This window comes from Spirosoma sp. KNUC1025 (assembly GCF_045160025.1).
Lineage (GTDB): Bacteria > Bacteroidota > Bacteroidia > Cytophagales > Spirosomataceae > Spirosoma.
Window position 1 is genome coordinate 5,417,294 of record NZ_CP087139.1, and the last position, 21,888, is coordinate 5,439,181.

General features: G+C 50.1%; 20 protein-coding genes and 1 pseudogene. 9 read left to right on the forward strand and 12 right to left on the reverse strand.

Annotated features, from left to right (window positions below; genetic code table 11):
- Nucleotides 1–19 precede the first annotated feature (19 nt).
- Both LN737_RS23720 and lepB read left to right on the forward strand, forming a co-directional pair.
- Nucleotides 20–841, forward strand: a complete 822-nt coding sequence (locus LN737_RS23720) for a DUF5694 domain-containing protein (RefSeq protein WP_405512587.1) — start codon at nt 20–22, stop codon at nt 839–841.
- Nucleotides 842–968: 127 nt separating this feature from the next.
- Nucleotides 969–2,137: pseudogene (lepB, locus tag LN737_RS23725) on the forward strand (signal peptidase I).
- Nucleotides 2,138–2,168: 31 nt separating this feature from the next.
- Here lepB and LN737_RS23730 read toward each other — a convergent pair.
- The 3 genes from LN737_RS23730 to LN737_RS23740 all read right to left on the reverse strand — a co-directional run bounded on the left by LN737_RS23730 (nt 2,169) and on the right by LN737_RS23740 (nt 4,662).
- The gene (locus LN737_RS23730) at nt 2,169–2,654 is read right to left on the reverse strand and encodes a RidA family protein (RefSeq protein WP_405512589.1); all 486 of its coding nucleotides are present in this window, start codon (nt 2,652–2,654) and stop codon (nt 2,169–2,171) included.
- Between the two features lie 644 nt (nt 2,655–3,298).
- Complete coding sequence (gene menB, locus LN737_RS23735; RefSeq protein WP_405512591.1) at nt 3,299–4,123, reverse strand: 1,4-dihydroxy-2-naphthoyl-CoA synthase; 825 nt, start codon at nt 4,121–4,123, stop codon at nt 3,299–3,301.
- 74 nt (nt 4,124–4,197) lie between these two features.
- On the reverse strand, nt 4,198–4,662 hold the full coding sequence (locus LN737_RS23740; protein WP_405512593.1) for a DUF2452 domain-containing protein: 465 nt from the start codon (nt 4,660–4,662) through the stop codon (nt 4,198–4,200).
- A gap of 138 nt (nt 4,663–4,800) precedes the next feature.
- On the opposite strand from LN737_RS23740, the gene LN737_RS23745 reads away from it, so the two are divergent.
- A complete protein-coding gene (locus LN737_RS23745) occupies nt 4,801–5,244 on the forward strand; it encodes a ubiquinol-cytochrome c reductase iron-sulfur subunit (RefSeq protein ID WP_405512595.1) in 444 nt (147 codons plus the stop codon).
- Between the two features lie 3 nt (nt 5,245–5,247).
- Here the strand turns inward: LN737_RS23745 and LN737_RS23750 are convergent, their stop codons facing one another.
- Nucleotides 5,248–5,676, reverse strand: a complete 429-nt coding sequence (locus LN737_RS23750) for a nuclear transport factor 2 family protein (protein ID WP_405512597.1) — start codon at nt 5,674–5,676, stop codon at nt 5,248–5,250.
- 127 nt (nt 5,677–5,803) lie between these two features.
- Here LN737_RS23750 and LN737_RS23755 point away from each other — a divergent pair, with 127 nt between their 5' ends.
- From LN737_RS23755 to LN737_RS23775, 5 genes are all read left to right on the forward strand, one after another.
- Nucleotides 5,804–6,946: an AMP-binding protein gene (locus tag LN737_RS23755; protein WP_405512599.1), complete on the forward strand. Its 1,143-nt coding sequence runs from the start codon at nt 5,804–5,806 to the stop codon at nt 6,944–6,946.
- A 57-nt stretch (nt 6,947–7,003) separates the two neighbouring features.
- The gene (locus LN737_RS23760; protein ID WP_405512601.1) at nt 7,004–7,741 is read left to right on the forward strand and encodes a hypothetical protein; all 738 of its coding nucleotides are present in this window, start codon (nt 7,004–7,006) and stop codon (nt 7,739–7,741) included.
- Nucleotides 7,742–8,370: 629 nt separating this feature from the next.
- Nucleotides 8,371–8,994 (forward strand): hypothetical protein, encoded by a 624-nt coding sequence (locus tag LN737_RS23765; protein ID WP_405512603.1) that lies wholly within the window; start codon nt 8,371–8,373, stop codon nt 8,992–8,994.
- Between the two features lie 358 nt (nt 8,995–9,352).
- Nucleotides 9,353–9,673 carry a hypothetical protein gene (locus LN737_RS23770; protein WP_405512605.1) on the forward strand — a complete coding sequence of 107 codons (321 nt, stop codon included), beginning with the start codon at nt 9,353–9,355 and terminating at the stop codon, nt 9,671–9,673.
- Between the two features lie 218 nt (nt 9,674–9,891).
- Nucleotides 9,892–10,374: a response regulator gene (locus LN737_RS23775; protein WP_405512607.1), complete on the forward strand. Its 483-nt coding sequence runs from the start codon at nt 9,892–9,894 to the stop codon at nt 10,372–10,374.
- Nucleotides 10,375–10,395: 21 nt separating this feature from the next.
- On the opposite strand, the gene LN737_RS23780 is transcribed toward LN737_RS23775, so the two are convergent.
- Nucleotides 10,396–11,229, reverse strand: a complete 834-nt coding sequence (locus tag LN737_RS23780) for a response regulator transcription factor (RefSeq protein WP_405512609.1) — start codon at nt 11,227–11,229, stop codon at nt 10,396–10,398.
- Nucleotides 11,230–11,643: 414 nt separating this feature from the next.
- Here LN737_RS23780 and LN737_RS23785 point away from each other — a divergent pair, with 414 nt between their 5' ends.
- On the forward strand, nt 11,644–13,446 hold the full coding sequence (locus LN737_RS23785; RefSeq protein WP_405512611.1) for a thiamine pyrophosphate-dependent enzyme: 1,803 nt from the start codon (nt 11,644–11,646) through the stop codon (nt 13,444–13,446).
- Between the two features lie 182 nt (nt 13,447–13,628).
- On the opposite strand, the gene LN737_RS23790 is transcribed toward LN737_RS23785, so the two are convergent.
- From LN737_RS23790 to LN737_RS23820, 7 genes are all read right to left on the reverse strand, one after another.
- Nucleotides 13,629–14,276 (reverse strand): class I SAM-dependent methyltransferase, encoded by a 648-nt coding sequence (locus LN737_RS23790; RefSeq protein WP_405512613.1) that lies wholly within the window; start codon nt 14,274–14,276, stop codon nt 13,629–13,631.
- Between the two features lie 47 nt (nt 14,277–14,323).
- On the reverse strand, nt 14,324–16,825 hold the full coding sequence (locus LN737_RS23795; protein WP_405512615.1) for a hypothetical protein: 2,502 nt from the start codon (nt 16,823–16,825) through the stop codon (nt 14,324–14,326).
- Nucleotides 16,788–17,855 carry a hypothetical protein gene (locus LN737_RS23800; protein WP_405512617.1) on the reverse strand — a complete coding sequence of 356 codons (1,068 nt, stop codon included), beginning with the start codon at nt 17,853–17,855 and terminating at the stop codon, nt 16,788–16,790. Before LN737_RS23800 ends, LN737_RS23795 begins: the two co-directional genes overlap by 38 nt.
- 231 nt (nt 17,856–18,086) lie before the next feature.
- Nucleotides 18,087–18,626 carry a hypothetical protein gene (locus LN737_RS23805; RefSeq protein ID WP_405512619.1) on the reverse strand — a complete coding sequence of 180 codons (540 nt, stop codon included), beginning with the start codon at nt 18,624–18,626 and terminating at the stop codon, nt 18,087–18,089.
- 7 nt (nt 18,627–18,633) lie between these two features.
- Entirely contained in the window at nt 18,634–19,065 is a 432-nt protein-coding gene (locus tag LN737_RS23810; protein WP_405512621.1) for a hypothetical protein, read from the reverse strand.
- 178 nt (nt 19,066–19,243) lie between these two features.
- Nucleotides 19,244–19,879 carry a response regulator transcription factor gene (locus tag LN737_RS23815; RefSeq protein WP_405512623.1) on the reverse strand — a complete coding sequence of 212 codons (636 nt, stop codon included), beginning with the start codon at nt 19,877–19,879 and terminating at the stop codon, nt 19,244–19,246.
- Between the two features lie 37 nt (nt 19,880–19,916).
- A complete protein-coding gene (locus LN737_RS23820; protein ID WP_405512625.1) occupies nt 19,917–21,878 on the reverse strand; it encodes an ATP-binding protein in 1,962 nt (653 codons plus the stop codon).
- Between the last annotated feature and the right edge of the window lie 10 nt (nt 21,879–21,888).

The window sequence follows — 21,888 nt, forward strand, 5'->3', positions numbered from 1 at the left end:
GCTGTAACCTGAACTGTTCATGAACCGACTTCTTGGCCTGTTGAGCATAATTTTGCTCGCTACGTATGCCCATGCGCAACCAACGCCCAAAATCAAAATCCTGCTGCTCGGCACCTTTCACTTTGGCCCTACGAGTGACAGGGGTAAAACCTCGTTCGAGGATTTGTTTTCTGCAAAGCGACAGCAGGAAATTCAACAGTTGACCACCCAGCTCGCCCGGCTCAGGCCCGACAAAATTTTCATTGAGAATGAACCCGATCAGCAGGCTCACTGGGACAGCGTGTATAACCAGTATCAGAAAGGAACGCTCGATACCACTAAGCAACGTAACGAAATTTTTCAGATTGGCCTGCGCACCGCCCGCAAAGCGGGTTTACCGCGAGCCATTTGTGTTGATCACATACAGCAGCTGCCGTACGATAAAATCCAGGCTTTTGATCAGCGTACCAGCAAGGATTCTGTAGCCCAGCGTAAGATGGCGGCTTACAAATTATTGAGTGTACCCTATCCGTATCCGAAAAAGACCAAAACCCTGGCAGGCTCAACCCTAAATGAGTATCTGCTCTACGTCAACTCACCCGCGTATGATGCTGGAAATCGGGCCGATTATTTCGTTTACGCCCCCTCTTCCGGCTACGATAACGATTATACCGGTGTTGAGTTCATTACGAGCTGGTACGACCGTAACGCCAAGATTTTCACAAACATTTTACGTCAGGCCGAACCAACCGATACGCTTCATATCCTGCTATTTGGGTCTTCGCATATGCTTCCCTTACGGCATTATTTCCAGATGCACCCGTATTTTGAGGTCGTCGAATTAGCAGACGTACTAAAATGAGCTGCTGACCCGATTTTTCGTTCAACAAACCATAGCGCCATCGGTGTAAAAATGAATTGCGTTTCGGCTGACGAGCGCTAGTTTTCAGCCGAATCAACAACAGCAAGCATCTCTACTCCAGCCGATTATGCTCCGACCGAAAAAAGTACAGGACAACCCCCAGACAAAACCGAAAAAATCGCCCGTTCGCGAATGGTTTGATTCGTTGCTGTTTGCCGTCATAGCCGCTACGTTAATCCGGTTTCTAACGTTCGAGGCATTTGCCATTCCAACACCTTCGATGGAGAACGATCTGATGGTGGGCGATTACCTGTTTGTCAGCAAGCTCCATTATGGTGTCCGGACGCCCAAAACTCCGCTGCAGGTCCCGCTCACGCACCAGAAAATCTGGGGTACCGAGATTCCATCGTTCAGCACGGCCATTCAATTGCCTATTTACCGGTTGCCGGGTTTTTCGAAGGTGAAAAACGGTGATGTGGTTGTTTTCAATTACCCACCCTCAAAGCCGGTGAACCCGCTTACCCGACCGATCTGAAGACCGACTTCATCAAGCGCTGCATCGGCATTCCGGGCGACGTACTTGAGATACGGCAGGAGCAGGTATTTATCAATGGCAAAGCGTTTCCGACGCCCGATCGCGCCCAAACCACGTACTTCGTCAGAACGACGGAAGTGCTTGACGAGCAGTTCTTTCGGCGATTCGACATTGTCAATGATTTCAAATCGGCGGAGGGGCCGTTTATCAACTGGCAACCGCTGGAAGCCTTTAATGATTCGACCAAAACATCCGTGCTGGTTGGCTATCGGGTTAATACGACGCAGGAGGTTATCGCTAAGTTCAAGGATTTCGATTGGGTAAAAGGCATCGAGCCAATGACAGAGCCAGTCGGGCAGGCTGCACCGGGCATTTATGGCGGCTCTGCTTTCCCCTGGAACCAGGACAATTTCGGACCGCTGACAGTCCCCAAAAAAGGCATGACTGTTCCGATCAACAAGCAAACCATCGCGCTCTACGGGCCTGTCATCCAGCGGTATGAAGACAATGAAAAAGTAGACGTAACGGCCAGCAGCCTACACATCAACGGGCAACCCATTACGTCATACACCTTCAAACAGGATTATTATTTCATGATGGGTGATAATCGACATAATTCCGAAGATTCCCGCTATTGGGGCTTTGTTCCGGAAGATCATATTATTGGCAAAGCCGTCTTCGTCTGGATGTCGATCGATCCGGTTCCGGCCGACGTATGGCACAAAATCCGCTGGAATCGGCTGTTCCGGTTGATTGATTAGCTCCTGCCGAACCCTGGCAGGCTCCCCGAGGCTACGGTTTATTCTTTGGGATAATAACCGTAGCTTCAACTTCGGCTAAAAATTCGGGCCTGAACAGGTTACTAACTTCAACGGCGGTGCTGGTGGGTGGTTGTTCTCGGTTAATGTACTTGTCACGGGCTTCGCGGGCGGCAGGCAAATACGCAACGTTACGTACGAAGAAAGTTAGTTTGACAATGTTTTCCATTGTACCACGGACTGATTCTACCGCCGTTTGCAGATTGCGAAATATCTGCTCAAACTGAAGCGTTGGATCACCCTTGCCCACAACATTACCAGTGGCATCCATGGCTACCTGCCCCGAAATAAGTACCATGCGGGCGGTTCCTAAATCAATCTCGACGAGCTGGCTGTACCCTTTGGGAACCGTCATTCCGGGCGGGTTCAAAAATCGGGTCAGGGGTTGGGTTTGCTGGGCAAACGCAACGTAGTGCAGAAACCAGAACAACACACCCGAACTAGCAATTTTTGGTATCATTTGTCGAATGAATTTGGATCAAGCTGGATTTACGATCAACCGTCAGGTTTAATCAATTCAGCGGTTCTTCCTTTTCGGTTTAATCAATTATTCTTGCACTCGTAGCTGAGCCAACGTAACGAGCTGTATACGGCTCTCCAATCGTTAAAATTACTACCTTAGACCACCCGTTAGGCTGGCTCAACCGATTTATGATGATTAAATTGATCAAGTTTGTTATTACGCTTCTCATGACCTGTGTTATACCAATAACGGGAATCATTTATTGGGGCGCTACGAACTTGCGAGGTAAGCTTTGTATTGTGTCTACGGGTGTACTGATCAACGTACTGTTAGCTTTTTACTACAGCTGGCTGGATCGTCGTCCGAAAAGCCTTATGGATTGGCTAAAGCATTAAACCTGAGTTCTCAAACATTAATAACAGAAGCATGATACAGACGACTTTACTTAAGCAGATAAAAGGGCTGCGTGGCGAGTTAACAAAATTCCTGAAGGACGCCATGCGCGGCCGCATCAAGGTTGACGTCGCCTAACAACGCTCGCGCAGTGAACATGCCGCTGCTTTTTTCTTTTTATTCTTTCAAACACAAATAGCAACCCGCGCGGGTTGCTATTTGTGTTTGAAAAGGAACGTATCGGTACCTTACGGAAACTTCGGAAACTTACTGAAATCGGGTTTACGCTTTTCCAGAAAGGCGTCTTTGCCTTCTTTGGCTTCTTCAGAAAGGTAGTACAGCAACGTAGCGTCGCCCGCCAGTTGTTGGATTCCCGCCTGTCCGTCAAGCTCCGCGTTGAACGAGGCTTTGAGCATACGTAACGCGATGGGGCTTTTCTCCAGCATTTTGCGGCACCACGAAATGGTCACTTCTTCCAGCTGGTCCAGCGGCACTACTTTATTCACCAGACCCATGTCCAGCGCTTCCTGCGCGTCGTACTGATCGCAGAGGTACCAGATTTCGCGGGCCTTTTTCTGACCAACGATACGCGCCAGATAGGAAGCCCCAAAACCACCATCGAACGAGCCGACTTTTGGGCCTGTCTGCCCGAAACGAGCGTTGTCGGCCGCGATGGTCAGATCACAGACGACGTGCAGCACGTGACCGCCACCAATGGCATAACCCGCCACCATGGCCACAACGGGCTTTGGAATCCGACGAATCTGCATTTGCAGATCCAGTACGTTCAGGCGGGGCACTTTGTCTTCACCAACATAACCGCCATGGCCACGCACCGATTGGTCACCACCCGAGCAGAATGCTTCTCCGCCCTCACCCGTCAGTATAACAACGCCAACGCGCTCGTCCTGTCGGGCCAGTTCCATGGCTTCCGACATTTCCTTGACGGTTAGTGGCGTAAATGCATTTCGTTTGTGGGGTCGATTGATACTTATTTTGGCAATGCCATCGTAATACCCGAATAGAATTTCCTGGTACTCTTTGATTGTCTCCCAGGGGTAGTTGCTTTGCATAATGATTGAATTACTGAATGATTGACTGATTGAATTAGAAGGAGAGCCGAATTTCGACCCATTCAATCAGTCAATCATTCGCTCATTGAAAATTCAGTTTCGTGATATTGCACATCCCAAGTATGGTCGGCCATCATGCGGACGGTAGCGAGGCAGCGTTCGAAGGGAAATTTGCGTCCCCATTCATTCGGTGCCACCATCGACAGTACGTCCTGGCCGTTTTTGCGGGTGTAGAAATGATACGTTTTGCCCACTACCGGCTCAAAACTCATCTGGGCCGCATAGATTCGCTCGGATATTTCGACCCGATGCCGGATCGCAGTAGCCTGCTCGGCCAGCAGCTGCATCTGTTTGTAGAGCTGACTAAGCTGCATGTCGGTTTGTTCGCGCATGGCCGCTACGGCCCGCCCGGTAATTTTGCCCTTGTCTTCAGGGCGAATGATAGCGCCACCCGCCGTGTGTGCATATTCCAGCAAACCGGGTGCTTCGGCAACTTTATCCGGCGAAATCGGATTAACAAAAACTTTCGCTTCTTCCATAGTTGTTAATTGGGTAACCGCCCGGCGAACATCTTTGTTCGCTGTCGTTGAATGACAAAAAATAACGCATATTTATACCGCGAAAATCGGTAGTTCGGCACAAAAATACGTTAAAATCCACACGGAAACCCACAAGACATGGAAACAGCACCAATATCCCGACACGACTTTTTCAAACTCGTTGGTACCAGCGTCGGGGTAATCCTGCTAACGAACTGTTCGATGGGGTGCTCAGCGAAAGGTGGCGGTGATCCAACGCCTATTGACAGAAACGTTGATTTTACACTTCGACTGGCAGATCAGGCCAATGAAAACCTACGCGCAAAAGGCGGCTACGTAATTGCTAACGACATTATTGTGGCCCAGACCAAAGACGGAAAATTTATAGCCGTTTCGGCCAGTTGCACACACGAAGGCACCCAGCTAACATATAAAGTAGCTGATAATCAGTTTTACTGCCCGCTGCACTTATCGCGGTTCGACAGTACCGGTAAGGTATTGATGGGACCGGCAACCCAGGCTCTGGTTCAATTCGTAACCGTGGCCGATACAGCAGCCGGTACCGTTCGGATTCACTCGTAGCGATTAGATTTTAACCGCCTGACGAGCCAGCAGTTTCCAGGTGTTATTTTGCTTAATCCATACCAGCAGTACTGACAGTTTGGTTTGTCCGGGCTTACCCTGATTGTTGGTTTCTGCCGATAGTTTGTGGCGTACCATGGCCGTATTGTCAACAACAGTCACTGTCTGGTCGGTCAGGTCAATGGTTTTAAAATCGGATTCACCACTCACCAGCGCTTCAACAAACTCTTTTTTAGTTTCAATCTTTCCGTTGGAATGCCCGTAGCTCAGTCCGTCGGCAGCCAGCGCTTCCAGGCCCGCTTTATCGGGATCGATCATGAGTTTGCGCAGTTTTTCAACAGCCTGGCTAACGGCCGGGTCCTGAGCAAATCCATGCGTGGTCAGTAAGCTACCGATGACAACAAGAGCGAGTAAAATGGTTTTTTTGTACATGATTGATAGGGTAATATTAAATGGTTAAGCGGCTCTACGTCAAAATCTACCCGTTTTTTGCTTATTCTCCAGCCTGAGTCAAAAACGCCAAATCCTGAATAATTTTGTAGCAGTAACGTAACACACCGTGCAAATTAATCGTAAGCCATTGTTTCTCGACCCTGCCTTACCGGCTCACTGGCCTGCTCCGCAAACGCCCTACGAAGTCAATACGCTGGCTTTTTGCCGGGCCTGGTTAAGCGGTCAGACCGATTTTACGCTGCATACGTCTGGTTCGACGGGTGAACCAAAACCGATTCAGCTCACACGGGCGCAGATGCAGGCCAGCGCCCGGCTGACCGGCCAGACACTCGGTCTGGAGGCTGGCGATACGGCGCTCGTTTGCCTGAATACACGCTACGTAGCGGGCGTTATGATGCTCGTTCGTGGCCTGGAACTGGGCTTACCGATGACCATTCTTGAGCCAGTCAGTAACCCGTTGAGTGATTTCGATGCAGCTCAAACCCGATTCTCGTTTACGGCACTCGTGCCGCTGCAACTACAAACCATTCTGGAAGTCGCCCCCGAAAAGGTGCCGATTCTGAACGGCATGAAGGCAATTCTGGTGGGTGGAGCCGCCACCAGCCCGGCGCTGGAGCAGGCATTGCAACTCATTACGTCGCCCGTGTATGCAACCTATGGCATGACCGAAACCGTGTCGCATATTGCCCTACGCCGACTGAATGGCCCTCAAAAGAGCGACACCTTTACGGCGCTGAATGGCGTAATACTCGGAGCGGACGAACGCGGCTGTCTGCACATTACGTCGGCCGCAACCAATTTTGAGCGTATTCAGACCAACGATGTGGTTGAGCTTATCAACGCCACTCATTTTCGTCTGTTGGGCCGGGCCGACCGGATCATCAATAGTGGTGGCGTTAAAATACAGCCCGAACGCGTTGAACAGATCATACAAACCGTACTGGCCCCATTCCGGCAGGCGCTGGGCTACCCCGTTCCCCGTCTGTTCGTTGCAGGATTGCCCGACGACCGGTTGGGGCAGCGAGTGGTCGTGGTGGTGGAGCGAGGAGGAGAGAGTAGGGAGCAGGGAGCGAGGATTAGGGAGCCGGAGGCTGACACGAATAGTGATGAATGGGAAGCCGCAAAAAAGGCGATTCAGACGCAGCTAGGCCCCTATTCCGTACCGAAAGAAGTGCTTTACGTTACTGAATTTGTTGAGACAGCCACCGGCAAAATTGACCAGAAAGCGACAATAGCCCGAATACGCTAACTTTGCGGGATAATAGGCATCTGATAACCAGAACTCCTGTTACCGTAAACCGAACCCATGTCTTTCAAACGTCTTCAGATTCGCTACCAGACGGCTCGCTCCCTGCCAGCGCCTTATGCTTATTTTTACACCTTTACGGCAAGCCAAAGTGCTGCCAATACCTTGCAGGTAGAGCTTGCCATTACGTACCCCGACCGGGATGACATCGACGACGATGAGCTGATTGCTGAAGGATATACCCGCGATGATGATTTCAGCTGGACGGGCAAACTCCCAAGAGCCTGGTCAGAAACGCTCGGAAATCTGATAGCAAAAACCCGGCTGCAACCAGTGGACGAAGATGTACTGGACGAAGACGATGACTTCTGGGACATGACCATAGAAGCGGATGGCGTCAGCAAACAGGGCCGCCCCGCAAACGTTGACGATTGGCAGTATCTGATGCAGGAGCTGATACAGGCTTCATACGAATCCATTGGTCGTGAGCGTCCTTTTGAACTAACGTACCTGAATCTCAACCGTCATCAGGGCGATCAGGAAATCCAGTTAACAGCCTCTTTCAGTGATCGTTCGGTGAAAGTCCTGCGTATAGAAAACCGGCGCGAACAGGCGCAAACGTTACCCTGGACAGCCTTACAGCGCATCATGAGCAAGGTATACGAGCACGATTTTGATGCGGAAGCGGCTCATGCCAAACGCCCCCGTATCGATGGTCAATGGCTAAATCTGGGTGGAGAAGAGTGGTATAACATCAGTTCGTTACGTGCCCTGACAAAGCTTTTCAACGAGCTGTAATTCAGACGTCTTGACTATCAGGATAGCATCAGCTTATCCAGTTCCATGATCAGTTTCACCATCTGTTTTGTTTCGGCAGAGTCCCCCATTCTAAGCGAAATCGGTCCGTCATTCGGGGAAAAGTTCAGTTGAAACGCTAACCAAGGGCAACATTGCCGCTCAAACGTAATGAACTCAACCGGTTGTGGGCTCAAATTATCATCCGGGGACTGAAATACGAATTCATAGTTATCTGCATGTTCAATCAGATGCTCCACTTTTTTAAAAGATTTTGGTGCAGCTCGTTCATGCGGTTAATCTGCTCACGGTTTAAGAGCCTGCAGGCTAATCCGATTTTCTCTTCCAGCTTTGTCTGATCTGTCATTGGCTATTCTCCGTTTTATCTCTTCCGAGATTATGAAGGTACACAATCCGCTAAGATTGAGTTTTCAGTAAACTCTTTTTTTGTAATCGGCAGCGCAAACGTGTTCCTATTCGGCAAACAGCGCTGGCTTACTAATTTACCGTCAGGGTACTGTCCATTTGCCTCACTTGGCCAGCAAAGTCTAAACTTCCTTTATCCCTTCCTGTTGAACAAAGCATGGACCCTAAATACGTTCTGTCGATCCATTAGTTAGTCCTCTACACGTATGAAACTTAAACCTGTTCTTGACGAAATTCAGCATGAGCTGCATGTGTTGACTGGAGATGAAGCTAAACACAAAACTTACTCCAGCGAACAGACGTTTGCCGATGAGCAAACCGCTCTTGAAGCCTTTGCCCGCTCAAAAGAGAAACTGTTCGACGTGAATACCTGGTCGGACCTATCGAGTTTCACAGCCGATTTTGTCCTGTACGACCAGACCGGCAACCGGGTCACCTATCATCCGCCAAAGGTTGGCGATTATATAGAAATTGATCTGCCCGGCCCAACGCCCAAAAACTGGGTTCAGGTCATTGACGTAACGGATGAGGAAACAAAAGCCGAGTTTACGGTCAGACCGAGTACCCGACCACAACCCGACGGACAGGCAGAAGGCGAAAAAATCGAGCATTTTTTCCAGTCAAAAGCTACCAGTACGTTCCGGATTGAACGGGACGGATGTACAATCAAAGCTTACGAAATCGGACGGAATGAAGCAATAAACAATCAGGGGCCGGAATCAGGTGACCGAGCCATCATCAATACGTTCATCGCCGAAGCGGGCTGGCTCTTTCATCAGCCAATCCAGTGGAAAGTACTGACAGATTATCTGGTTCACCTGCCTTTGTAACCTTATTGGGGTTGCCCCCGGTACGGCGGTACAGCCATTACAACCGCCAACACCACTCTACAACCCTAGGAAGCTACCTCCACCCTTCGTGAAGGATGCTGACCATATTCACGTTATTCTCGACACGCCTAAAGGTGACCACTTCACGTACCTCTTTGAACCGGAAACCAAGTTGCGAATCAGTAGTGCAAAGGTCAGCGTTTACCTGTAAGTCGCTCATTATACATTCGATACGTTTAAGGATACAAAGGGCCGTTACCTCGCAGTTTCACCATATAACTGTTTATTTTTCGGTACTTTTTCGGGTATAGAAAGTTAAAACGGTCTAATGAAATCTTCATGTAAATGTTCAACCATTATGAAAAAGATAACAATCATTGGCTCGTTTTTACTCACTTTGGCCGCGTTAAGCAGTCAGGCACAGTCGACCACAACCTCCACAACAACAAACAGCAGTAGTCAAAGCCCCGCGCAGGATAGCTCCCGAATGAACCGAAGCTCTACTGACAGAACCATGAACAGCAATCAGCCGAACTCGGGCACCATGCAGAGTGATTCCGGTACAGCGGGTTCATCACGAGCAGGCCGTCGGAACCGTTCTGACCGAAGAATGCAGCGCCAAAACGGTACGATGACCGACAGTAGCAGCAACTCAGCTACAAAACCATCGCGCCCATAGAGCGTCAACGGATCACCACCGACATCAACCCAGTTTTACCGCACCAAACGTAATGCGGGCATACGCAAACGGTTCTATTAACGTAGGTTATTGGGATGAGGGAGGGAAACAGAACCCTCCCTTTTTTGTTGTTACTATAACGCCGATACAATAATCTCTTGTTCTTGTATAGATTAACTGGATTATCAGTAAATTAGCGATACAAACTCAACTACATTATGCCCCTCCCAATTGATCAGGTGATATCTCAGGCCAATTTTAAACGCGCCAAGGTACTAATTATTGAAGATAGTGCCGATCACTGGATGTTGATCAGAAACGCCATGGAGCGGTATCTTCCGGAGATAAATCCGGTTCACGTTGATACCTCCGAAAAGGCACTGACGCTTCTGCAGGATTGGTCGACTCAGGAATGGGAAATCCCTAAACTGATTTTTCAGGATCTGTACCTGCCCAATCGCGAAAACGGATGGCATCTGCTTGAGCAGATCAAATCGATGGCCGCCCCCTGCAATCGGATTCCAGTTGTGATGCTGAGCTCGTCAAACAACCGCGCTGATATTGAAGAAGCGTATTTACGGGGAAGCGCTTCCTATCTGGTAAAGCCTACGAATTTTGAAACCTGGCTGACCTACTTCCGGGAACTACGTGCTTACTGGTGGGAAACCGTTACGCTCCCTCCCATGCAATTCTCACTTTGAGGGGTGAGTTTACCGTTTGTTTTAATAAGATTCAATTTCTTCCGGGTGCGTGACTCCCGGCAAAGCGACCGTTCGAAGCCAGAATTGACAAACACGTTCAATGGTCTGTGTAAATAGGGTATACCCTTCCGGCATCGAGATGACCGAGTTCGCTTTATAGTTATATCCATCCGTTACGGCCTGATCAGTTGGAGTAACCAGCAAAATAACAGGTATACTACCGAGCTTTGGATTCGCTTTCAGGCGCTGGAGGGTATTCAGGCGTTCCAGCGTTATTGTTCGGGCATCCAGCACTAGAAATATGGGGTAATTTTCCGGCGTTAACTGACTCAGCAAATCCGACAGATGACTACTGCGCTGGAGCGTATGCACCTGATAAGCGGGCCATTTTCGTTCGATGGCCCGCTTCGCCATAAAAGCGTTCTGTTCATCCTCGGTAATCAGAAATATCGACTGCCTGGCGGATTCGGGCAACAAACCAGCACTCGACGACGTAGCGACAGCCGACCGCTCAACAACGGCGTCTGTTGCGTTTTGTACCAGATAATACTGCAAGGCTTCGGCCACCAGCGCCCAGCGCCGACGACTCACCGGAAATACTTCACCTGACGCCAGCCGTATCTCGCCCGCCATTTTCTGCCGGGGTGGCTGATGTAGGCTCTTTACGTAAGCCGGATTGATCAGAACGGTTTTGTGTACCCGAATGAAACCCGGCAACTGTCCCTCAAGATAGCTGATTGGTTTGGCCAGTAACTTTTTTTCGCCATTGCGGAAATAAAGCCAGCAATAGTTATTTGCTCCCAAAAAGTAAACAATGGATTCCGGACTTTGAAGGGCAGGTTTAATAACGCTCATGGGAAATAAGTAAATGAAAACGAGTCTCTGAAGCTTTTTTATTCTGGCAAAAAAGTATCACCCAGAATGAAAACCACTCTTATTAACAGGCTGATAGCAGCTACAGTTTACAGTCATCAATACGCGTGCGTCGGCAAACGTAACCTCTGGTTACTAAACAGCCGCCCCTAAACCTGTGGCGGCTGTATGAACTATGGATGTAAAATCTGAGCTTATGCAGCTTGACTTATCTAACCATATCTAATTGAGAAAGCAAAAAGTGAGTCCAAAAAAGTGAGGATATGGACCGCACGAGGGAATAGCTGTTGAGTGCACCCGCTGCCTTGCCGAATTCAATCTGTTTTTAATTAACAATTTCGACGCATGGGTACTTATCCCTTTAGCCGGTAGCTGTCAAAGCCGGTAAACAGCACTATGGCAAAAACAGCAGCAGATTTATTTATTGAACGTTTGATTGAATGGGGCGTCGATACCGTTTTTGGCCTGCCGGGAGACGGTATCAACGGTCTTTTTGAATCGTTACGTACACACCAGGATCAGATTCGCTTTGTTCAGGTACGCCACGAAGAAGCGGCCGCATTCATGGCGGCTGGATACGCCAAATTTACGGGCAAACTGGGCGTATGCATGGCCACTTCGGGCTGTGGCGGATTCCATCTGATTAACGGTCTCTACGATGCCAAGTACGATGGACAACCCGTACTGGCCATTACGGGCCATACGTACCACGACATAAGCGGTTCGCTTTATCAGCAGGATGCCGATCTGGTCAAGGTATTTATGGACCTGGCGCCGTATAATGAGCGAATTATGGGCCCCGATCATGTTGTCAACGCCGTCGATCAGGCGATACGTACGGCACTCGCCCAGCGAACAGTGTCGCATCTGTCGTTTCCGAAAGATCTTCAGGACTGGACGGCCAGCGATGATACGCGCTCAATGCCCAATATTCCGGGGCATACCGGTGTGCTGAAAGTAAGCACTGAGCTTACGCCTTCGCTAGCGCAGTTACAGAAAGCCGCCGATCTGATTAACGCAGGTAAAAAAGTAGCTATTTTTGTTGGGAGAGGCTGTTTAAAAGCCCGCCAGGAAGTGCTGCAGCTAGCGGATACGGTGGCTGGCCCAATTATCAAAGCTTTGCTGGGTAAGGCCGTCGTGCCCGACGATAGCCCCTACACAACAGGCGGCCTCGGTTTGTTGGGAACGGCCCCTTCGCAGGATGCCATGGAAGAGTGCGATACGCTCATTATGATCGGTACGCACTTTCCCTATACTGAATATTTTCCTAAACCCGGCAAGGTACGAACACTGCAGATCGACATCGACCCGACGCATATTGGCCTGCGGACGCCCGTTGAAGTTGGACTGGTGGGCGACAGCAAAACGATACTTGACGGACTTTTGCCGCTCATTAATCGGAAAGAAGACCGCAGCTTTCTGGAAAAAGCGCAGGAACGGATGACATTCTGGCGCGAGCTGATCAGCGCACGCGGCACAGAAACTGACGTACCAATGAAGCCACAGGTTGTGCCGCACCTGATTAGCCCATTGCTGGATTCGGATGCCATCATCACCTGCGATTGTGGCAACAACACGACCTGGGCGGCCCGGCATATCGATCTTCGGGACGACATGCAGTTTTCGACGTCGGGCCTGCTGGCCACTATGGGATCGGGACTACCCTACGCCATTGCGGCCTCGATAGCATATCCGGACCGGCAGGTGGTGGCGTTGGTAGGCGACGGCGGGTTTACGATGCTGATGGGAGAAATGGCAACGGCCGTTAAGTACAAGCTACCGATTAAGGTGTTCATCTTCCACAATAATTCGTACGGGCAGATCAAATGGGAACAGATCGTTCTGGAAGGCAACCCGGAGTTTGGTGTCGAACTTCAATCCATTGACTTCGCAGCTTATGCGCGGGCCTGTGGAGCCACAGGTTTTACACTTGATGACCCGAAGGACGCACCCGACGTGATTCGAAAAGCGCTGGCTCATGATGGTCCGGTGATTGTAGACGCTTTTGTGGATCAGAATGAACCGCCCATGCCCGGCAAGATCACAACAGATCAGGCCATTGAGTTTGCCAAATCGCTCGCTCGGGGTGAGCGCGACCGGAGTGAGATCATCAAAAATGTCGTAAAAAATCAAATAAGCGAAGCCGTCGCCACAAAAGGCCGGAGCCTGCTGGCCCTCATACCGGGAGTTGGCAAATAACAGGGAGATAGGTCCATACTCTTCGCGGTCATTGATTACAAAGGCAACTGTTAATAGATGACCGCGAAGGGGTGGAAAACGATCTAGGCACCCCTAATCTATCCAATACGCTTCACCATCGTACCGCCTGCGAGCTTGTTTGAAAAATCGTACCGCCTGCGAGCTTGTTTGAAAAAGAGAAACTAGAGATTTACCCAAATCTCGGTAGAAACCATTCCCCCAACCTGGGTCTGCTGATCCTGACGTAATAAACCGTTTTGGGCCAGAGCCCGTTGCCAGTCAGAAAGTTGTTGCGTTTTGATACCGGCCGTAAGCCGAAAAAAGCGAATCATTGAGCGTAAGAGTAGTTTCTGCCACCAATTGGTCGTCTGAATAAAGTCGGTGACAAGCCACAGTCCCCCGGTTTTCAAGGTGCTGCGTAACCGTGGAATAAATTGTGCCTGTAAGGTTTGTTCGGTGAAGAGATCGAGCACAAACGGGGTTATAATTACGTCGAAATGGTCATTGCCAGTCAGCATCGTTTCATCGCCTACCCGGAAATCGACAGCGCCAACGACGGCCTGCCGAAGGATTCGTCGACTGGCACGGGCAACCATTCGCGCCGACGTATCAAGATAAACCACCCGATTGGGCCGACAGTGTGTTAATACCTGTTCGAGCAACCAGCCCGTCCCACCACCCACAATCAATACGTCGGCATGGGCGGGAATCGCCTTCAAGAAAACAGCCTGCGCACGCTGAAGTTTTCGCCCAAAAACAATGAAAGAAAGTCCATCATAAACTGGCGAAACAGCATCAAAATCCCCCCCTTCATTTGTTCGAATCGCCACTGCTTTGAGTCTGTTTCTGCTTTTCCCGAAAGGCCGACGTAACGTTTTTACTCGTTCAGTTCCTCGCCAAACGCCAGAAAATCCTTGTACATCGCACACTCGCGAATCATCTCCTGGTTAAACAGCGTGTGGGTGTGATTGTTGATAAACGCTTTATAGAACCGGGCATACTTCGTTTTACGTAACGTCCGCATGTTTTTCACAAAGGTCGAATCTTCTTCATATACGTAGCCATTCCGCACCTGCTCGATTGACTTTTGCAGTGAAAATGCATTGGCTTCGCAGCGAGCGGCCATATACGCCGACCGATCGGCGAGTAAGGGGGTTTTAGCCGCGTTTACCGATTTCTCAAAATAATTTCGGGAATGGCTGGTCGTGTAATAATCCATTTTCATCAGCACGTCGAAGCGTTTTTGTTTTGCCGTTGGATCAGTCGGTACGTCATAAACCGGTGGCTCACCCCCACTCCAGTACGAACGTACCAGAAGCCAGGCATTGCCGTACCAGCTAAGATTCCAGGCTCCACATCCCAGCTCATAATACAGTTCGGCCGCCTTATCGCCGGTTGCGGTTTGCGCCTGCTTTTCGAGTTCGGCCATACGACGGGCAAAGGTTACCGGGGTAAAGGCATTGGCTACAGGCTCGGCCGGGATGTTCACGGAACCCGGTTCCAAACCATTTTTATTACCCGGCGCTTTCGGAACGGTTTTCGGGGTGGCCGTATATAGCCGGGGCATCTTCACCGAAAATGGATTTTTTCGGAAGTATATCGCAAAGGGTTCCGCCGTCCAGGTTTTGGGGTTTACCCGGCCGAAGGCATCGGCGGCTTCAGCATAATGGTGTTCCATCATCAGCCGACGCCCCAGCAACAGATTCAGGTAATCATTGGACAAGTCCGCCAGTGTCAGCAATCGTTTGTCGAAATCAGTGGGTTTGGTCTGGTTCGCAAAGGCAATGGTCTGCCGGACAACAGCGGGAGCAATCGTATCTTCAACAGAATGAGGATCGGCAGTGCTGGCGAAATACGTATCAGGATGCGCCTGGGTGGTCAGCATGGTTAGCAGGTACGCTTTTGCCAGGCCCGGCCCATTCACCGGCTCTTCAGTCGAACGAGAACAACTCGACAGCCAGCCACTTTTCGATTCTGTTTTGTGCTGATACGTTGCGGCAAACCTTCGGCATACGTCCACAAAGGCATTGTTCACGCGAAAATTTGTCGTCCGATCAAACGTTTCCAGATAGCCAATAAGCTGTTGTTCTGCTTCGGGCGTTATGGATTCTGTCTGGGCGGCCAACAGCAACATGCGCTGCACGGCAATCTGTGATTTCAGATGGTTATTGGGTGTTGGCAGCGCTGCCGCCTGATCCAGATGTGTTTGAGCCGCTTTGTAATCGTTCCCCAGATACGCTAGATACGCACTGGCTGCGTACCAGAACGCCCCATCGCCAAGCGCTTTATTTTCGGCTGACTCAAGGGCAAACTCCCGCAGTTTTTCGAAATACGTAACGGCTTCGGTTTTGCGTCCCTCAAAAGCTGTGGAGTCGGGGCGGGCCAGCAGCGTGTAGTTTGTGTACGCCTGTCCACTTGTAAAGAAATAGTATTCATTCCGGTTGATTTCCCGCGCCATTACCAACTCGATCAGTGGATTTTTAGGGGCTAAATGCACAAGGGCTTTGAGCAGGTCCAGCCCATCCTGACCTGGCTGTATGGCGCAAAGTGCGTACACAGCCGCCCGCTCCCGATCCGTTTTGGCGTACTGTAAGGCATCTTCCCGAAACTTAATACCGCTCCGACGTAAACTCGTTTCGGCGGCTCTCCGGCGCGATGGACACCGATCAAATACCTGCGCAAACTCAAAAATAGCCCGTGCCGTATCGTTTAAAACCAGCGAAGCCCCCGCACGACGGCAAAGTGCCCAGTCGCTGATGAATGTTTTATTGGGCAACGGTTTTATCAGTTTGTCATATAGCTGCTGAGTCTGTTTGTAATCCCCCGCTTCACTGGCCAGTTTGACGGCCTGAAAAGCGTATCGTTCTTTCAAAAACGCATCGGTGGTGATGGCGTAAGTGGCTTTTGCTTCTTCCAGTTGTTGAGGCAGTTTCGTACTGTCAAGGGGTGGGATATCAGTCACCCAGGGATTGGCCTGCCCATCGTCGGTCGACCAGGCAAATTTCAGATAGGCGACAGCCGGTGTATGCGTTTTCCCTAAAGCGGACGTAAAGGTTTTAACGGCTTCCGGTTCTTCTTTATAAAGCGCTTTGGCCACCACGGTTTCAGAAAATTTTCCGCCCGTATAAGCAGCCCAGGCCCGTACATTTTCGTCGATCACAAGCGTATCGGCATAGGCAACGCCCAGTTCTGTATCGGCATAAAGCTGGGGCGAAAATATATACCGTCCATACTCAGCGGGCGTGTTAGCCACCTCAGGCTGAAAGAAGCTCATAAACTCATGCGGGTCGAACGAAGGACCACAGGCAAACGCAAACAAAACGGCAACCGAAAGGGCTATTTTACGGAATCGGACGTACGAGAGATTGAATGGTTTCACGAGAATAAGCAGACAGAACGGTAGAGTCGAGGTGGTATAAAGCTACGGTTAATTGCGGGTTACTAATCTGATCGAGTAATCGGTTTTTTTCGCGGATCAACGTACCGGCAGACACGGCTTCGACCCGAAACAGATCATCACGCCGAACCGAAAAGCCAAACGCCGACGTATCACGGCTGGCAACGAACCGGGTGCTGTCAAGAGAACGCAGAAAGCGGCAATTTGTCAGCGTGGTACGGTCAATGTTTTTTAAAAACGTCAGAAAATGATTATTCCGGTAAACCACCGTCCAGCGAAAGAGCGGCAATACCAGGTCAAGCTGTAGCGGATACGTAGCGACAAACGATAGGTATTGACTGGCAATATCGGCATCATAAATCGAGTTGCGGGTGTCGGGGTTTTTCCAGTCGGCTACGTTATAGAGCATCAACATACCCCGCGCTACGGGTGGAATACCCGTTTGATCGGTGTACTTGATCTGATGCAATCGAATTGTTGCCGAGATAGGCAGCCGAAGCTGGTTTTTTAAGAGAGTGAGCAGCCGAAAATAGCGGTCACGCGTCTGGAGGCTCCAGTCGCAATCAATCTGTACTTCCTGCAAGGGTATGGCCTGCTGCTGACTGATACGTTGGATGGCCTGCGTAATGTGCGTAGCCAGATCGGGTATGGCCCCGGCTGTTAGCTGAACAAGCGTACGATTGGTGATGAAGACCACCGGCACTACGTTGCCAGTCGGTTTTTGCCGGAACCGAATAAAGGCTTTCGGTACGGGCTGACGCGTTTTCGCATCCCAGTCTACATCGAAAAAATGTAGATACAGCGTACTGACTGCCAGACCGTTGAGCAGTTCAGTTTCATAGTGCGTTGGGTTATAAACGGTTTTCCAGTGGTAAAAAGCTGACGTGATCTGCCTGGACGACTGCGACGTTTTTCGCTCCGACGACTGACAGCCAATCAAACTCAGCCAGATACCCACGAAAGTGATTACGTAGTTGTAGCTCTTCAATCCGTTACCCGTCTGCGTGATCATTGCCGCTTAGTACGTATCAACTCAATTGCTGATTTTCTTGTCAAAAGTAGGCAATGAATCGGCTTATCGCTGGATAACCCGCTCAACGTCGTTTTCACCACTAAGCGTGCTACCTAAACGGGGGCCGGTTCTAATTTTTTGCGTAATGTCCGTGGCATCAGTTTTAGTGCGTGGGGTCAGTTTCTCAAAACTGACCCCACGCACTAAAACTGATGCCACCATCCATGACCTTTACCGGCCAAAATTCAATCCATAGGCGAAGTTGAAGGAGAAGGCTCCGCTACCCTCACCGAAACTGGTCACAAAACTGGTTCCGACATCAACGTAATTGTGGTTGGGTAGCCGGATTGCATAACCGAAGGCCGGTTCGAACCGAAACGCCGTGGCGGCAATCATGCTCACGCCGATATCAACCCCGAAGTTCAGTCCGGCATGTAATCCATCGATGATGTAAAAACGTGGTCCCACGGTTATAGGAATCGAAATGCCAGAGGCTGTCCCGTAGTAATAGCGGAAATCATCTTTATACCGACCTTTTACCAGAAAAAACTCCATCCCCGTTTTACCGGTAATGGTGAAATTAGCGCCTAATGGGTGTTGGTAACGAATATCGAGTCCGGTTGTAAAGCCAGTGGCATTGTAACGCCCAACACCGACGGCCAGGGGCGTACCGATGAACAGAATCTGGTTACGACCTTGTGCCAGAGCGGTCGTTCGGATACCCGAAAAAACAAGCAGTAGAAGCAGGCTGATCTGAATATAGCGTTTCATAGGTCGTCTATTTTTTACCAACAAAAGAAAGTTCGACCTGCTGATTGTTGCTGTCTGTTCCCGACAGGCTGAAAATGATGTTATTTCCGTCCACATCAGCGTATTGATCGCTCCCGTCGAAAAGTCCGTAGGCTTCACTGGTTTTTCGAACCTCCAGCGTTACGTTGTCGGACGTACCAACTACTTCGTTGTTGTTGACGGTAAGGGTGAGGTTCACATATCCCTCCTGCGACGCCTTTGTCAGCTCGGCCACCCCATTCAACGACTGACCATTACCGGGCAGACTTACCCGCTGCGAACCTTGCTGAAGACTAAAGGAAGATAGCTTATACCGACCGGCCACTACGTCGGCGGGATTCTTTGGATTGATGTCTGACTCCCCTTTTTTACAGGCGCCGAGGGCCAGGGTTACGATCACCAGGAGCAGTAGCTTTTTCATGGTATTGGCTGTTTTGATGGGTGATTTCCGTCAATCACCGAGGCAAAACTATCTGCCCAAAACAGTGCCATCAATACCGCATTTGTATGATTTTTGAAAGGGAATTTTTGACTGATCGAGTGATTGGGTATTTATGATTTGCGGCAGCTATTCAATCAATCACTCGATCAGTCAATCCTCATCTCCTCCCCAGATACTTGTTGACAGCTTCCACTTTCGAGTGTACCTGGAGTTTTTCGTAGATGTTGAAGATGTGCTTACGAACCGTAGTCGGACTGATGAACAGCTCTTCGGCTACCTCTTTATGGCTATGGCCTTTGGACAGTCGATCCAGAATTTCACGTTCACGGGCGGTCAGTACGTCCAGTTCGCTGGTGGCGGAGGGGCTAACATGAAAGGAAACGGCGATTTTCCGGGCAATTGTGCTGCTCATCGGCGATCCGCCTTCGTAGAGTTCAGTGATGGCTTCCAGCAGTTTATGCGGGGGGCTTCGTTTCAGAATGTAGGAGTTGGCACCCGCTTTCAGAGCCTCGAAAACGGTTTCGTCTTCGTCGTACATGGTACACATCATAAACTGGGTATTCGGACAAAGCGACTTCAGATTCCGCACGCAATCGATGCCGTTCATGCCGGGTAAGTCAATGTCCATCAGCACCACATCGACACAGTGGTCCGGCAGGTAATCAATAGCTTCTTCGGCCGTCTCGAACGTTGCCTGACAGGAAAAACCATCGGCCCCATCGACCAGAATAGCCAATGACTGACGGATCGGTTCTTTGTCTTCAACAATGGCAACGGTAATGGGCGTTTTCATCCGGCAATATTGATCGTTTTTTCATTCTCATGCCATACTACGTTTGCAGTATTTTGTCGGCGGCTACAGGTGGGTAAGGATACGTAATTCTTACGCTCGTACCCGTCGATGACGAAACTATTTCGCAATTTCCACCGGATTCGTTCATGCGGTTCTGCATATTTCCCAGTCCATTTCGCAACGAGGTTTTCTCATTGGGGGTAAACCCGTGTCCATTGTCGTTTACTTCAATGACCAGCCGATCGGTTTCGGGTCGGATCAGAAGCGTGATCTGGGTAGCGCCCGCATGCTTCACTACGTTGTTCAGGGCCTCCTTTACGGTCAGAAATACGTTTCGACGGTCGGCGCCCCGCATGGCAATTTCATGCGCCGACTCCTGTACATCGGTTTTCAGACGAAGGTCCGTATTGTCGATAAACTCGCTGGCGTAGGCTCTCGTATAGGCGATCAGACCATTCAGGCTGTCATTTCGGGTATTGAGCGACCAGATAATCTCGTTCATGGCCGTTACCATATCCGCCGAGATCGTCGAGATCTTTTCGATTTCGGGCGTTGTATTTGTCCCCATGCGGGATTTGACAACTTCACTCAATAAGCCAATGGCCGTTAGCGAAGCTCCCAGATCGTCGTGCATTTCTTTGGAAATACGTAATCGCTCTTTCTGCTGACCCTGCAATTCCGACTGCACCACAGCCAGTTCGCGTTCACGCTGAGCAGCCACCAATGCCGTATCGGCAGTACGTTGACGCTGCCGCGAATAGAGCGACGCAAACACCAGGCCTCCCATAGCGACAAGCCCGATCAGCCCGGCAATCAACAGCCATAAGTTCTGACGTTGGCGTTCCTCCTCCAGATGGTCAATCTGCCGTTGCTTTTCCGCCAGTTTCTGCCGCGCTTCGGCCTGCTTGAGCTGAAGTTCATAGCTTTCCAGCAGTTCCTTTGTTTCCTGATTGTTCAATGAATCTCTTACACCGATGTACTTATCGAGCCAGGCCGTTGTCGCCTTGTAATCATGCAGCCCCTCAGTAGCTACGGCATACTCCCGGTATATATTTCCAAACTCCGCCAAACCAACCTTATTTTTCTGCGCAATACGGTGCGATTCATCCAACAGGGTTCTGGCCTGCGCATAATTTTTCATCCGGCTGCTTGTCTGCGCCAGCGCCATTAGCATATGCAGTTCATGGCGGGGATTGCCTAGTTGTCGGCTAAACTGAAGGGCTTCCCGCTGATAAAATAACGCTGAGTCATACCGGGCTTCAACTCCATATTGATACCCAATGTTGTTGTACAGATTGATCATGAAATCCAGATCATTTTTCGGATCAACCCATTGTTTGGCCTTCAGGTACATTGCGTTCGACTCCGCTATTTTGTCCTGCTTACTAAGCAGGTTGGCAATGCTGAAATAGTCGATGGCGATGGACCGTCGATCCTGTTTATCCGTACTGTCGAACGCGAGCGCCTTTTTATAGTGCGCTAAAGCCTGCGGCAGCATCCGTTGCTGTTCGTAGATATATCCCAGATTCTGATTGATTACCGCTACGTTTTTTAGTTTGCCAATCAACCGCATGTAGTAAGCCGCCTGCTGGTAATTTGGAATGGCCTCGGTCAGTTTTCCCGAAAATAAAGCGGTGTTTGCCAGGGCAAAATAGCTGATGCCCAGGTTTCGTTTCGATGTATCCTGTTTCGCCCTCAGGAGTGCATCCTGAGCCAACTTTCTTGCTTTATCGTGCTGCCCTAGGTTGTTGAGCAGGTAGACCATCAGGCGAACACTTTCAAAGTATCCTTTCGTGTAATTTATTTTTTTCGAGAAGTCGTGTGCTTTCTGGTAGAAATTCAGCGCATTGGTCGTTTGCCGGGTTTCGATTGCTTCCCCTTTTTTCAGCAGCGCCATTACGTAACTGGTATCGGTCGGGTTAGGGACCGACTGGCCGTAACCACGGGTGCTGAACAGCGTCAGAGCAAGAAGAAAATTCCAGAACAGTCTGAGCAGCATAACTAAATGC